The sequence below is a fragment of the Bradyrhizobium sp. th-b2 genome, from assembly GCF_000426785.1.
In the GTDB taxonomy this organism is placed as follows: Bacteria; Pseudomonadota; Alphaproteobacteria; order Rhizobiales; family Xanthobacteraceae; genus Bradyrhizobium; species Bradyrhizobium septentrionale.
Genome location: NZ_AUGA01000040.1, coordinates 33,542 through 47,110, shown reverse-complemented (window position 1 = coordinate 47,110; position 13,569 = coordinate 33,542). Strand labels below are relative to the sequence as shown.

Genomic DNA, 13,569 nt, shown 5'->3' with positions numbered 1-13,569 from the left:
GCGCCCCTATTTGGCCGGTGTCGGCGCCGCGTCGCCCTTCTGCACCTGCGGATCGACCTTCTGCCCGGGGATCGCGCGCAGCAGCCCGGCGGTCACGACGCGATCGTCTGCCTTCAGCCCGCTTTCGATGACGCGCAGCCCTCCGTCGAGCGGCCCGGTGGTCACCTTGCGCTGCTCGACCACATTGTCGGCGTTGACCACCAGCACGTAGCGGCCGGCCTGATCGCTGCCGATCGCGACGTCAGGCACCAGGAGCGCGTTCTCCTCCTTGGTGAACGGCACGCGAACACGGACGTAGAAGCCCGGCAGCAGCACGCGATCCGGATTGGGTATCAAGCCACGGACGGGCAGCGTTCCGGTCGACTGATTGACGGTCGGCGAGACGTAATCGAGCTTGCCCTTGTGCGGATAGCCGGTCTCGGTCTGCAGGCCGACCTCGACCGGCAGCTGTCTGATGTCGTTGACCGTCATGCCGAGGCGGCGCGCTTCGTCGCGCACCCGCTGCACGTCCTGTTCACTAACGTTGAAATTCACATAGATCGGGTCGAGCTGCACGATGGTGGCAAGCTGGGTGGGCGACGCCACGCCGACCAGTTCGCCGACCGAGACCAGATGGTTGCTGACGATGCCGTCGAACGGCGCCGCCACATTGGTGTAGCCGTAGTTGACCGCGGCGATCTTGGTATTGACCTGGGCCTGCTGCAGACTGGCCTGCGCGTTGTCCCGCACCGAGGTCGAGCTATCCAGCGTCGACTGCGAGACCGCTTGGCGCTGCACCAGATCCGTCTGCCGCTTGAAGTCGGCGTCGGCCTGCTTCAGCGTCGCCTGCGCGCCGACTTCGGCCGCCTGCGCCTGCTCCAGTTTCAGCTTGTAGGTCTCCGGCTCGATCGTGAACAGGGTGGTGCCGTCCTTCACCTGGGCGCCGTCCTGATAATTGATCGACTGCAGGAAACCTTGCACGCGCGCGACCAGATCGACGGTCTTGATCGGCGCGGTGTTTCCGGTGGCGTCCAGATAGCGCGTGATGGCGCGCTGCACCGGCGGCGCAACCTCGACCTTGGGTGGCGGAGGCGCAACAAAACTGTTTTGCTCGCAGGCACTTAAACTGACAAAGGCCGATATGACGAAAGCCGAACGCGTCAGTGGCGCGTTTCGCAGCCGCACAAAATTGCTCCACATGAAATGTGCCGATGCGCACGCATGCCTCATTTCCGAGCCTCAATTCAAATGACTTAATTCAAAGATAGAAGAGATGTCGAAGCGAACGAAAAAAATCAGCCTGGTTCTTTCATAGCAACAATCCGCTTGCAGCGGAACTCGAAACCGAAAATGATGCCGCTCGCGAAGGTTGTTAGAGCAAGACTTTTTCAGAGCGCAGTTCAGTTGAGCCGGAGGCTTCCGGCGCGACGAGAGGATTTAGTCAGATGATCAATGCGTTGACACGAGCAACGAAGCTATCCGCATGGTTTGCGCTTGCGGCAATGATGAGCACCGCACCGGCGATGTCGCAGGCGCCGAGCCAGGCGCAGCGCGACGCCATCAAGTCACAATGCCGCAATGATTATATCGCGCACTGCTCGAGCGTTCCGCCAGGCGGCGAAGCGTCGCTGCAATGCCTGCAGAAGAACATGGCAAGCCTCGCACCGGGTTGCGCCAGCGCCGTGAAGGCAGTGGAAGCGCCGGCCGCGGCGCCAAAGGCGGATACCGCGCCCGCGGCAGCCAAGACCGATGCAGCCAAGACCGACGCAGCTCCGGCGACGGCGGCCAAGCCCGCCGCTGAGGCCGCCGCGCCGAAGGCGTCCGGGGCGCCGTCCAACGCGCAGATTTCCGCGATCCGCAGCGCGTGCCGCTCCGATTATCCCAAGGTCTGCGCGGGTGTGCCGACCGGCGGCGCGCCGGCGCTGCAATGCCTTGAGAAGAACAAGGCAAAACTCTCGCCGGCCTGCGAGAAGGCCGTGGCCGCCGCCGGCGGTGGCGCCGCGCCGGCCGCCGGCGCTGCTGCGACGACGGCTGCGCCAGCCGCGGCACCGGCGGCAGCGCCGACCGTGATCGTGCTGCGGCCGATGCGCACGCGCGAAGAACTGTTCGTGCTGCGCTCGGCCTGCGGCGCCGATGTCCGCTCGATCTGCGGCGGCGTCCAACCCGGCGGCGGCCGAATCCTGCAATGCCTGGCGACCAATGCCGGCTCGCTCTCGCCGGAATGCCGCGACGTGCTGGCGCCGTTCGCGGCGCGGTAATCCTGTTGTCACGTGACTGACCGCAAAGGGAGCCAACGATGCTGCGTATTGTCCTGACCGCCGCGCTGCTCTGCGGCACGACCGCCGTCTACGCCCAGGAGCTGACCAACGCCCAACGCGACGCCTGCATGGGCGACTACGAGAAGTTCTGCAAGAGCGTGACGCCCGGCGGCGGGCGCATCATCGCCTGTCTCGCGAAGCAGAGCGACAAGCTGACGCCGGCCTGCAAGAAGGTGCTGGCGGAGGCGGAAAAGAAATAGCCGCGCAGGCGGTGAGACGACATGTGCCCGGCGATTGCCGGTCACGGAGCCGTAGCACCTTGTTGATCAATCACAGGCCAATCAAGCCTCACCCCGGGAGAGGGAATATTATGCGTTCATTTCTGCTGATCGCCGCGGCCCTGTTGTCCTTTGCCGCGACCATGACCTTTGAACCCTCCGACGCCAACGCGGCGGTTTGCGCCCGCGGCGTCTATCGCGCCGGATGCGCCGGCACGCGCGGCGCCGTCGTCGTCCGCAAGCCCGTCGTCGCCGGCTGCCGCTGGGTGTGGGTCGGCGGCGTGAAGGTCCGCCGCTGCTACTGAGCCCTTCAGCGCCAACAGGATAGCCGCCTCGCGCATTTTCCCTCTGGCGTTCCCGCCGGAGGGAGATTAGTGTGGAGCCAAATAGTAAGTACACTGTCAATCTGGGAGGCAGACGTTGCGGATCGCCGTGATCGGCGGAGGGCCCGGCGGGCTCTATTTCGCCTATCTCTGGAAGAAGCGTCACCCTGACGCCGAGATCGATCTGTTCGAGCAGAACGCCGCCGGCGCCACCTGGGGCTTCGGCGTGGTGTTCTCCGAGCAGGCGCTGGACTTCCTGCGCGCCGACGACCCCGAGACGGTCGACGCCATCGCGCCGCGGATGGAGAGCTGGAAGAACATCACCCTCAACCTGCGCGGCGAGAGCGTCGAGATCGACGGCGTCGGGTTTTCCTCGATCGGCCGGCTGGAACTGCTGACGATCCTGCAGCAGCGCGTGCGCAGCGTCGGCATCACGCCGCGCTTCGACACCGTGGTGCAGTCGGTCGACGAGCTCAGGGGTTACGACCTAATCGTTGCCGCCGACGGGCTGAACTCGATGGTCCGCCGCGGCTTCGAGACCGCGTTCGGCGCGTCGGTCTCGCATTCGACCAACAAATTCGCCTGGTACGGCACCACGAAACCCTTCGCGACACTGTCGCAGACCTTTGTGGCAACCCAGCGCGGCAACTTCAACGCCCATCACTACCGCTACGCCAGGGACATGAGCACCTTCCTGGTCGAGTGCGACGCGGCGACCTGGGCGGCCTACGGCTTTGCCGACAAGAGCATCGAAGAATCGCAGGCGATCTGCGAGCAAGTGTTTGCCGAAACGCTGGACGGCCACCGGCTGATCTCGAACAAATCGGTTTGGCGCAATTTTCCGTGGATCTGGAACGAGCGCTGGTCGCATGGCAACATGGTGCTGATCGGCGACGCACTGCATTCGGCACATTTCTCGATCGGCTCGGGCACGCGGCTTGCGATCGAGGACGCGATCGCGCTGACCAAGGCGCTGGAGACCGAGGCCGGCATCGCCGCCGCGCTTGGGCGCTACGAAGGCGAGCGCAAGCCGATCGTGAAGAAGCTCGTCACCGCGGCGCGGACCAGCGCCGACTGGTACGAGCATTTCCCCGCGCACATGAAGCGCGATTTGATGGACTTCGCCTACAGCTACATCACCCGCTCCGGCCGGATCGACGACGCGCGGCTGCGCGCGATGTCGCCCGCCTTCATGGCCCGCTACGAAGCCGCAAAGGGACACTCATGACAGGGATCGCCGACCAGGTTCCACTGGACAATCCCGGTGCGCGCGAGATCGGCTTTGCGATACCCGAGCGCTACAATGCGAGCCGCATCCTGTTCGATAATCTCGGCAACGGACATGCCGACCGGCCGGCGCTGATCGGTCCCGCCGGGACGCGGACCTATCGCGAGCTCTGCACCGATGCGGCGCGCTGGGGCCACGCCTTCAAGTCGCTCGGGCTGCAGCGCGGCGACCGCGTGCTGCTGTTCCTCGACGACACGCCGGCCTATCCGGCCGCATTCTTCGGCGCGGTGCGCGCCGGCTTCGTGCCGCTGCTGATCAACACGCTGACGACATCAGAGCTGCTGCAGTTCTATCTGTCCGACGGCGGCGCGCAGGTGGCGGTGACGGATGCCGAATTCTGCACGCGCTTCAACGCGGAGGCCTGCAGGGACACACCACTGCGCACGCTGATCGTGGTCAACGGCGCCGCCGGCGAGCACGCCGTGCCTGAGCTGCGCAACACCGCCGACTGGCTGCAAACATTTCCAACCGAGCTCGACGCGGCCAACACGCACCGCAACGAGATGGCGTTCTGGATGTATTCGTCGGGCTCGACCGGCCGCCCCAAGGGCATCGTGCATCTGCAGCACGACATGGCCTATAGCGAGCTCGCCTTTGGCCGCAACGTGCTGAAGCTCGGACCTGGCGATATCTGCTTCTCGGTGCCGAAAATCTTCTTCGCCTATGGCTTCGGCAATTCGATCACGTTTCCTTTCACGGTCGGCGCCGCGACGCTACTGCTGCCGGGCCAGCCGAAGCCTGCCGCGATCTTCGCGGCGATCGCGCAGTATCGGCCGACCGTGTTCTTCGGCCTGCCGACGCTCTACATCTCGCTGACCAAGGCCGAAGGCGCCGGGCAGACCGATTTCTCCTCGCTGCGGATGGCGGTCTCGGCCGCTGAGGTGCTGTCGGCCGATGTCTTCAACGGCTGGAAAGAGCTCACCGGGCTCGAGATCATCGAAGGCCTCGGCTCGACCGAGGTGCTGCACATCTATCTCTGCAACCGCGCGGAACGGAAAAAGCTCGGCGCCGCGGGCCTGCGCGTGCTCGGCTACGAGATCATGCTGCGCGACAGCGACGGCCGCGAGGTCGGCGACAATGAGGAAGGCATCTTGTGGGTGCGCGGCGATTCCGCGACGCCGCTGTACTGGAACCGGCCGGACAAGACCGCCGAGACCGTGCGCGAGGACGGCTGGATCTACACCGGCGACCGCTTTGTCCGCGACAGCGACGGCTTCCACTTCTTCCGCGGCCGCGCCGACGATCTGATCAAGATCTCCGGCCAGTGGGTCTATCCGCTCGAAGTCGAGCTCTGCCTCGCCGATCATCCCGACGTCCGCGAATGCGCCGTCTACGCCGCCGAACTGCCCGATCGCCGCATGACGCTGCGCGCCGTGGTGGTGATGAACAAGGGCGGCTTCGATACCGATGAGGCAACGCGGCGGCTGCAGGACTACGTCAAGGCGAAGCTGCTGCCATACAAATATCCGCGCGACGTGAAATTCATCGACGAACTGCCGAAGACCGGCACGGGGAAGATCGACCGGCAGGCGGTGATGCGGATGTGAGGGCGCCAGACTGCGCAACACTGCCGCCACACATTCAGTGTCGTCCCGGCGAAAGCCGGGACCCATAACCACCAACGTTTGTTGTGCGAAGGCTGGGGCCCCAGCTTGCTGCGACAACGACCATTTTGGGTTATAGGTCCCGGATCGCGCTCCGCTTGTCCGGGACGACGACTGAAAATGCGGGACCGCGTCTCCTGCGTCAACCGACGGGGGGGCTAACCGCCCAGCCCCGTCCCGCCATACAGCCACGCAATATCGTCGCACCACTCCGCTTGCGACTTCGCGCTCATGATCGCGTTGCGGATGCGGGCGTGCTCGCCGGCGGGGTGATAGACGTGCTCGCCGATCGCGCGTGACATCAGTTGCACCCGCGCGGTGCGCGGGAAGCGTTGCGCGCGGTAGGTATCGAGCGCCGCCGCCTGGTCGTCGTGATGGGCCATGATGTGCGACAGGCAGACTGCATCCTCCATCGCCTGGCAGGCGCCCTGCGCGAAATATTGCAGCATCGGATGCGCGGCGTCGCCGAGCAGCACAACGCGGCCGTCGATCCAGCGCTCATCGGGATCGCGGTCGCACAGCACCCAGAGCTTCCAGTTGGTGCCGTGGCGGATGATGTTCTGCGCCCGCTCATGGACGTGGGTAAAGCCCCTCATCACCTCGTCCTCGGAGACCGGCTTGCCGGCGACCGGCTCCGGCGCATCATTGTGATAGGTGACGACGAGGTTGAACACCTTCCAGCCCGACAGCGGGTAATGCACGATGTGGCATTTCGGGCCGGCCCACAGCGTGGCCGCGTTCCAGCGCAGATCCTCCGGCATCTGCTCGGTCGGGATCACGGAACGATAGGTGGTGTGGCCGGAGACGCGCGGCGGTCCATCTGATGTGACCTGCTTGCGGATGTTCGACCACAACCCGTCGGCACCGATGAGGAGACGGCCGGCGATGCGCTCGCCGCTGACGAGCTTTGCAGTGACCGATGAACCATCCTGCTCGTAGCCGACAACTTCGCTGGAAACGCGCAGCTCGATCAATTCGTGGTTCTGGCAGGCGCGCAGGAACACGCCGTGCAGATCACCGCGATGCACCACCGCATAGGGATTGCCGAACCGCGCCCGAAAACTGTCGCCGAGATCGATATGGGTGATCTCGTCGGCGGTCAGCGCATCCATCAGCCGCAGCTGGTCGATATAGACGGCCATGTTGCGCGCGGCTTCGCCGACGCCGAGATAGTCGAAGGCGTGGAACGCGTTCGGCCCGAGCTGGATGCCGGCGCCGATCTCGCCAAGTGCTGAGGCCTTCTCCAGCAGGATCGAGCGGATGCCCTTTTGCGCGAGGCCCAGCGCAACAGCAAGGCCTCCGATGCCGCCGCCCGCGATCAGGACCGGCTTGCTGTCTGCCATCAGCCCGACCTCCCCAGATGTTCGAGCGCGTCCTCGGCGCGCAACGGCACCCGCGAGGACTCGTTGTTGAGGTCAACGAGCTGGGTCAGCAGCGCCAGCAGCGTCTTGCGATCGGCCGGCTTCAGCGGCTGCAGCATCCGCGCCTGCGCCTTGTCGACCGAGGGCATGATGTCGCTGAGCACGGCAGCACCAGCCCTGGTGAGATAGAGCAACTTGACGCGCTTGTCCTCGGGCGACGGCTTGCGCGCGATGAACTCCTTGGCCTGCAGCCGCTCGATCACATTGCCGAGCGTGGAGCGGTCGAACGCGATCACCGCGGAGAGCCGGGTGGCGTCGATGCCGGGATGGGTCGAGATCGTCACCAGCGCCGCGTACTGCACCGGCGTCAGGTCGAATGCCTTGCACTCCTCGATGAACAACGCGACCGCGATCTGCTGCATGCGCCGGAACAGATAGCCGGGCGCGGTGTAGACCGCGTCCATGGTGACGGGCGTTGGCTTGCTATTCGGCATCGGGTTGCTTGTCCGGGGCGGCGTCGGCAAACGCCTTGACCTGTTTTGCCGCGGCCTCGGCCTTGAGCAGGCGCGGATAGGCCGAGAGATCGACGCCGAAGCGCCGCGCATTGGCGAGCTGCGGCACCAGACAGAGATCGGCCAGGGTCGGCTGGTCGCCGAAGCAGAACGGCCCCGCCTCCTCCGCGATCAGGGTCTCGCAGGCCGCCAGGCCCTCGCGATTGGCCCAGGCCGCCCACTCCGTGACCTGCGCCTCCGGCAGGCCGAGCTGACGCAGCCGCGCCAAGACCTTCAAATTCTGCACCGGGTGGGTGTCGCAGGCGATCGCCTGCGCGAACGCCCGCACCTTGGCGCGCCGCATCGGATCCTTTGGCAGCAAAGGTGGATTGGGATGGGTCTCGTCGAGCCATTCGATGATCGCGAGCGACTGCGTCAGGATCGCACCGGCGTCGCTCTCCAAGGTCGGCACCAGCCCCTGCGGATTGATCGCGAGGTAGGCCGGCGCGCATTGCTCGCCCTTGCGCAGATGATGCGGCAGATGCTCCGGCGTGAGCCCCTTCAGATTGAGGGCGATCCGCACCCGATAGGACGCGCTGCTCCGGAAATAGCCATGCAGCTTCATCGGAACCTCCCTTGCATTTTGCGTGGTTGATTGACGCTAGCCATATTGTCAGTATACTGTCAATTAAATTGAACCGACAAGAATGATGGGAGGCTTGCCATGGAAGCCGTGCAGAAGACCCCGGAGCGCGAGGCGTTCTACAAGAAGATCGACGGCGAAAACCTCTCGGCACTCTGGAACGTGATGAACGATCTGATCACGCCGGAGCCGAAGAGCGCCTGCCGCCCTCACCTCTGGAAATTCGATCAGATCCGCGATTACATGAACGAGGCCGGCAGGCTGATCACGGCCAAGGAAGCCGAGCGTCGCGTGCTGGTGCTGGAAAATCCCGGCCTGCGCGGCCAGTCCAAGATCACGACCTCGCTGTTCGCCGGCGTGCAGATGGTGGTGCCGGGCGACATCGCTCCTGCCCATCGTCACGCGCAGTCAGCGCTGCGCTTCGTGCTCGAGGGCAAGGGCGCCTTCACCGCCGTCGATGGCGAGCGCACCGCGATGGCGCCGGGCGATTTCGTCATCACGCCCTCGATGACCTGGCACGACCATTCCAACGAAACCAGTGAGCCGATGTTCTGGCTCGACGGGCTCGACATTCCGATGGTGCAATTCTTCGACTGCTCGTTTGCGGAAGGCGCCAAGGAAGACCAGCAGTCGATCTCCAAGCCGGCCGGCGCGAGCTTCGCGCGCTACGGCCACAATCTGCTGCCTGTTGACCAGAAGCGGACCTCGAAGACCTCGCCGATCTTCAACTACCCCTATGAATACACCCGCGAGGCGCTGGAGAAGGCCAAGGTCAGCGACGAATGGGACGCCTGCCACGGCCTGAAGTTGAAATTCTCCAACCCCGAGACCGGCGATTTCGCGATGCCGACCATCGGCACCTTCATCCAGCTGCTGCCGAAGGGCTTCAAGACCGCGCGCTATCGGGCGACCGACGCCACCGTGTTCGCCGCGATCGAGGGCAAGGGCCGCACACGGGTCGGCGACCAGACTTTCGAGTGGGGCCCGCGCGACCTGTTCGTGGTGCCGAGCTGGCACTGGGCCACCCACGAGGCCGATGCCGACTCCGTGCTGTTCTCGTTCTCCGACCGCCCGGTGCAGCAGAAGCTCGACCTGTTCCGCGAGGATCGCGGGAACGCGTAACACCCGTCGTCCCGGGCAAGCGAAGCGCGGCCCGGGACGACGGCGGAGGTTGGGGCTCGCGATGTGCACTTCACCGCCAGTGCAGCAGCCGTGTCTCCAGCCAGTTGATCAGCTTCCCCACCGCAAGCCCGAACAGCGACAGGATCACGACGCCGGCGAGCAGCTGATCGGTCTGCATCAGATTGCCGGCCTGCAGCACGAAGGCGCCGATGCCGTATTGCGCGCCGATCATCTCGGCGCTGACGACGAGCAGGAGCGCAACCGATGCGGTGATGCGGAAGCCGGCGAGGATCGAGGGCAGCGCGCCCGGCCAGATCACGCGGCGCACGATGGCATGGAACGGCACGTTGAAGCTTTGCGCCATCCGGATCAGATTGCGCGGCACCGCATCGACGCCGCTATAGACCGAGATCGCGGTCGAGAAGAACACACCGAGCGCAATGGTCGCGATCTTCGGCTCCTCGCCGATTCCGAGCCACAGGATCAGGAGCGGCAGCAGCGCGATCTTCGGAATCGGGAATAGCGCCGAGATGAAGGTGATGCCGACACCGCGCGCCAGGGTCGACAGCCCGATCGCGAAACCAACGATGACGCCGGCAACGGTGCCGAGGATCCAGCCGGTGCCGATCCGCATGATCGACCACGAGAGGTGCTGCCACAGCGCGCCCGACATCGCGAGCTTGGTGATCGCCACGGCGATCGCCGACGGCGCCGGCAGGAACAGCGGATTGACCAATCCTGCGCTACCCGCGAGCTGCCATACCGCGATCACAAGCGCGAGCGCGATCCAGCCGGCATAGCGGCTGCCGCCCGGGGTAAAGCCGGCGCCGCGAAACGCGACCGGCCGCGTTGCTTCCGCCGACGGATCGTTCGTCTCCTGCGGCGCGCGGTCAAGCATGCTGAACCTCGCGCTCGGCATCGATCGCCTCTTTCCGGATCAGCGACCACAGCTCCCCTTGAAGCGCGGCCAGCGGCCCGCGCGCGTCCGCCGCACCGCGTTCGGCACGCGTCATCGGAATGGTCACGATCTCCCTGATGCGGCCGGGGCGGCGTGACAGCACGACGACGCGGTCGGCGAGCCGCACCGCTTCCTCAAGGTTATGCGTTACATAGACCGCGCCCATCGTGCCGTCGGCAAGCAAGCCTACGAAATCCTCCATCAGGAGCTCGCGAGTCTGCGAATCCAGCGCCGATAGCGGCTCGTCCATCAGCAGTATCGCTGGTCGGACAGCGAGCGCACGCGCAATGCCGACGCGCTGACGCATGCCGCCGGACAGCTGTTTTGGGTAGGTCGCACGGAAATCGGAGAGACCGGTGCGGCGCAGCGCGTCGTCGATCACCGCACGGCGCTCGCCGGCGCTCAGGGCCGTGTGCAACAGCGGAAACGCGACATTCTCCTCGACCGTATTCCACGGCAGCAGGGCAAAATCCTGGAACACGAAGGTCAGCGGATTGAGGCTGCCGGCCGGCGGCGCGCCGCGCAGTTCGGCGGCGCCCGCGGATGGCCGCAGCAGGCCGCCGAGGATCGACAGCAGCGTGCTCTTGCCGCAGCCGGAGGGACCCACGATCGCGACGATCTCGCCCGCCGAGACCTGGAAGGAGACATCATCGAGCACGTCGAGCGCGCCGAAGCGATGGCTGATATGGTCGGCGATCAGGTCCATGTCACCCCGCTTTCCCAGCTTGAACCGTCATCCTGAGGAGCGCGAAGCGCGTCTCGAAGGATGCACGGCCGAGCTGCATCCGGGCCGTCGACCCTTCGAGACGCGCGCAAGTGCGCGCTCCTCAGGGTGACGGGGATGGAGTTGCGTGCGCGGCTCTGCATCAATCCGCCTTCACATAGTCCTTGGCGATGATCGCATTGGCGTCAAAGCCCTTGTCGACGAAGCCCTGCGCCTGCAGCCATTTGATCTGGTTGTCGACGTTCTTCACGTCGAGCTTGCCGTCGGGATCGATATAGGCGCAGTTGCCGACCACCTGCTCGACCGGCAGATTGGTGTATTTGGCGATGATCTCGAGCAACGGCCTAGTCTTGTCGTTGATCGGCACCACGCCATCCTTGATCGCCGTGAGGATCACGTCGTGATATTCGTGGTCGGCACGGGTGAGCGCGGTGAGCAGCCGGGTCACCAGCTGTGCGTTGGTCAGCGTCTTCGGCGAAGCGAAGATGGCGCCAAGCTGCCACGGCGTCTCGTCGCCGACCCAGCCCAGAAACTTCGCGCCGTTGGAATCCATCAGCGTCCGCGCGGTCGAGACCGGCAGCAGCGCCGCATCGACCGTCTCGCCCTTCAGCGCCGCCGCCGCGTTCGACAGCGACTGCAACGGCACGACTTTCACGTCGGACAGTTTGAAGCCGTATTTGTCGGCGAGCAGGCCGAGCGAATAATGGAAGCTGGAGCCGACCTGGGTCACCGCCACGCGCTTGCCGGCCAGATCCTTCGGGGTCTTGAGGCGCGCCGCGTAGGCATTGTTGCTGGCGAAATAGCCGATCAGGGGATAGCCGGCCTTCTCGCGGCTCATGCCGCCGATCACCTTCAGCGTGCCCTTGCCGGCGAGGTTATAGAGGCCCGCGGTGAAGGCGGTGATGCCGAAATCGATATCGCCCGAGGTGGTCGCGACCGCGATCGGCTGTGCCGCATCGAAGAATTTCAACTCGACGTCGAGGCCGGCGTCGCGGAAATAGCCCTTGTCCTGCGCGATGAACACCGGCGCCGAGGACGACAGGCGCAAGACGCCGATCTTCGCCTTGAGGAAATCATCGGCCCGCGCGATGCCGCTCGCGGCCCAGACCAGCAGACCCGCGAGTGCGAGCCGCGTCCAACCCTTCATTGCCGTCCTCCGCCTAAAGTCCTTCGGGCACGGCCTGATCGCGGCCGATGAACGCGCCCTGCTTGCCAAGCTGTTGTTGCAACTTTTCGACGGAAATGTCGCGCGGAATCGTGTTACCCGACAGCGCCAGCGCAGCCGCGGTTCCCGCCGCCTCGCCCATCACAAAACAGGCACCGGAGACGCGCGCGGCCGACTGCCCTTCATGGGTCATCGAGGCGCAACGGCCGGCAACCAGGAGATTGTCGACACCATCAGGCACCAGCATGCGGTACGGCAACTCGTTGTAGCCGCGGCTCTCCGGGATCGGCGGAAACTCGAAGATCACGTCGCCCGGCACGTGTGACTCCTTCGGCCAACCGTTGACGCCGATCGAATCCTCGAACGAGGCGCAGCCCAGCACATCCTCGCCTGACAGCATGTAGCCGCCGATCACGCGCCGCGTCTCGCGGATGCCTAGCTGCGGCGGCAGATCGACGATGTAGGAATTCTCGAAGCCGGGCACCGTGCGCAGAAACACGAAAGCCTCGACCGCCTGGCGGCGGCCCTCGATCTCGCCACGGGTCATGTCATCGGGATCGATGCCCGAGATGGCGCCGCCATCACTTCGCGTCACCTGCGTGAAATTCACCCGCCATTCGATCTGCGATTTCTGCGGCCGCACGATCGCCGACTTGCGCGGGAATTTATACGTACCGGCGGCCTCGGCCTCCGCCATCAGCGCGGGGATGGTGCGCCACGCATCGCCCGCCTTCGCCGGATCGATGCCGTTGAGGCGGAACATCATCGAGGGGTAGAGCATGCCGCCTTGGTTGTCGCCGACTTCAAAGGGCGCGCCGGCCCACACCGCGAGATCGCCGTCGCCGGAACAGTCGATGAAGATGCTGGCCAGCACCGCCTGCCGGCCGGCCTTGGTTTCCACCATTAGCGCGCGAATCCGCGCGCCGTCCATCACAACGCCGGCACCGAGCGCGTGGAACAGGATGTCGACCTTGTGATGCGCCAGCAGATCGTCCGCCGCGATCTTGTAGGCGGCGGTGTCATACGCCTGCGCAAGGATCTTGCCGAGGATCAGATGCGGCGCGTTCAACCCGCCGAGACGGTCGATCCGCGCCAGCAAGTCGGAGGCGATGCCCTGCACCACACGGTGCATCTCGCCGAAGATGTTGGCGTGGAGTCCGCAGAAGTTGGTCACACCCGCCGCGGTGCCCATGCCGCCGAGAAATCCGTAACGCTCGATCAGCAGCGTCCGCCGTCCGGCACGTGCCGCGCCGACGGCGGCCGCGATGCCGGCCGGTCCGCCGCCGAGCACCACCACGTCATATTCGCCATAGAGGGGGACCTGCCGCGCAGGTTCTTCGATCGTGCTCGCTCGCATCATTTCCGCCCTGAACAA

Annotated in this window: 14 protein-coding genes; 6 read left to right on the top strand and 8 right to left on the bottom strand. The window is 65.3% G+C overall.

Features of this window, described 5'->3' with window-relative positions; all coding sequences use genetic code 11:
* Positions 1–6 precede the first annotated feature (6 nt).
* Positions 7–1,164, bottom strand: coding sequence for an efflux RND transporter periplasmic adaptor subunit (locus K359_RS0133415; protein ID WP_063618973.1), 1,158 nt, complete (start codon positions 1,162–1,164; stop codon positions 7–9).
* Between the two features lie 260 nt (positions 1,165–1,424).
* Between K359_RS0133415 and K359_RS0133410 the strand changes: the two genes are divergently transcribed.
* The 5 genes from K359_RS0133410 to K359_RS0133390 all read left to right on the top strand — a co-directional run bounded on the left by K359_RS0133410 (position 1,425) and on the right by K359_RS0133390 (position 5,673).
* Complete coding sequence (locus tag K359_RS0133410; protein ID WP_029083210.1) at positions 1,425–2,237, top strand: cysteine rich repeat-containing protein; 813 nt, start codon at positions 1,425–1,427, stop codon at positions 2,235–2,237.
* A gap of 38 nt (positions 2,238–2,275) precedes the next feature.
* Entirely contained in the window at positions 2,276–2,497 is a 222-nt protein-coding gene (locus tag K359_RS0133405) for a cysteine rich repeat-containing protein (RefSeq protein ID WP_029083209.1), read from the top strand.
* A gap of 110 nt (positions 2,498–2,607) precedes the next feature.
* Entirely contained in the window at positions 2,608–2,820 is a 213-nt protein-coding gene (locus K359_RS0133400) for a hypothetical protein (protein ID WP_029083208.1), read from the top strand.
* Between the two features lie 115 nt (positions 2,821–2,935).
* On the top strand, positions 2,936–4,066 hold the full coding sequence (locus tag K359_RS0133395) for an FAD-dependent monooxygenase (RefSeq protein WP_029083207.1): 1,131 nt from the start codon (positions 2,936–2,938) through the stop codon (positions 4,064–4,066).
* Entirely contained in the window at positions 4,063–5,673 is a 1,611-nt protein-coding gene (locus K359_RS0133390) for a benzoate-CoA ligase family protein (RefSeq protein WP_029083206.1), read from the top strand. The genes K359_RS0133395 and K359_RS0133390 overlap by 4 nt, the downstream gene beginning before the upstream one ends.
* 215 nt (positions 5,674–5,888) lie before the next feature.
* On the opposite strand, the gene K359_RS0133385 is transcribed toward K359_RS0133390, so the two are convergent.
* From K359_RS0133385 to maiA, 3 genes are read right to left on the bottom strand one after another with little or no spacing between them, the layout of a single operon-like run.
* Positions 5,889–7,073 (bottom strand): 3-hydroxybenzoate 6-monooxygenase, encoded by a 1,185-nt coding sequence (locus K359_RS0133385; RefSeq protein ID WP_029083205.1) that lies wholly within the window; start codon positions 7,071–7,073, stop codon positions 5,889–5,891.
* Entirely contained in the window at positions 7,073–7,585 is a 513-nt protein-coding gene (locus K359_RS0133380) for a MarR family winged helix-turn-helix transcriptional regulator (RefSeq protein WP_029083204.1), read from the bottom strand. Before K359_RS0133380 ends, K359_RS0133385 begins: the two co-directional genes overlap by 1 nt.
* Entirely contained in the window at positions 7,575–8,207 is a 633-nt protein-coding gene (maiA, locus tag K359_RS0133375) for a maleylacetoacetate isomerase (RefSeq protein ID WP_029083203.1), read from the bottom strand. The genes K359_RS0133380 and maiA overlap by 11 nt, the downstream gene beginning before the upstream one ends.
* 99 nt (positions 8,208–8,306) lie before the next feature.
* Between maiA and gtdA the strand changes: the two genes are divergently transcribed.
* The gene (gene gtdA / locus K359_RS0133370; protein WP_029083202.1) at positions 8,307–9,347 is read left to right on the top strand and encodes a gentisate 1,2-dioxygenase; all 1,041 of its coding nucleotides are present in this window, start codon (positions 8,307–8,309) and stop codon (positions 9,345–9,347) included.
* Positions 9,348–9,417: 70 nt separating this feature from the next.
* Here the strand turns inward: gtdA and K359_RS0133365 are convergent, their stop codons facing one another.
* The 4 genes from K359_RS0133365 to K359_RS0133350 all read right to left on the bottom strand — a co-directional run bounded on the left by K359_RS0133365 (position 9,418) and on the right by K359_RS0133350 (position 13,551).
* Complete coding sequence (locus K359_RS0133365) at positions 9,418–10,245, bottom strand: ABC transporter permease (RefSeq protein ID WP_029083201.1); 828 nt, start codon at positions 10,243–10,245, stop codon at positions 9,418–9,420.
* Complete coding sequence (locus K359_RS0133360) at positions 10,238–11,011, bottom strand: ABC transporter ATP-binding protein (RefSeq protein WP_029083200.1); 774 nt, start codon at positions 11,009–11,011, stop codon at positions 10,238–10,240. Before K359_RS0133360 ends, K359_RS0133365 begins: the two co-directional genes overlap by 8 nt.
* Positions 11,012–11,171: 160 nt before the next feature.
* Positions 11,172–12,176: an ABC transporter substrate-binding protein gene (locus tag K359_RS0133355; RefSeq protein ID WP_029083199.1), complete on the bottom strand. Its 1,005-nt coding sequence runs from the start codon at positions 12,174–12,176 to the stop codon at positions 11,172–11,174.
* A gap of 13 nt (positions 12,177–12,189) precedes the next feature.
* Entirely contained in the window at positions 12,190–13,551 is a 1,362-nt protein-coding gene (locus tag K359_RS0133350) for an FAD-dependent oxidoreductase (protein ID WP_029083198.1), read from the bottom strand.
* Positions 13,552–13,569: the final 18 nt, after the last annotated feature.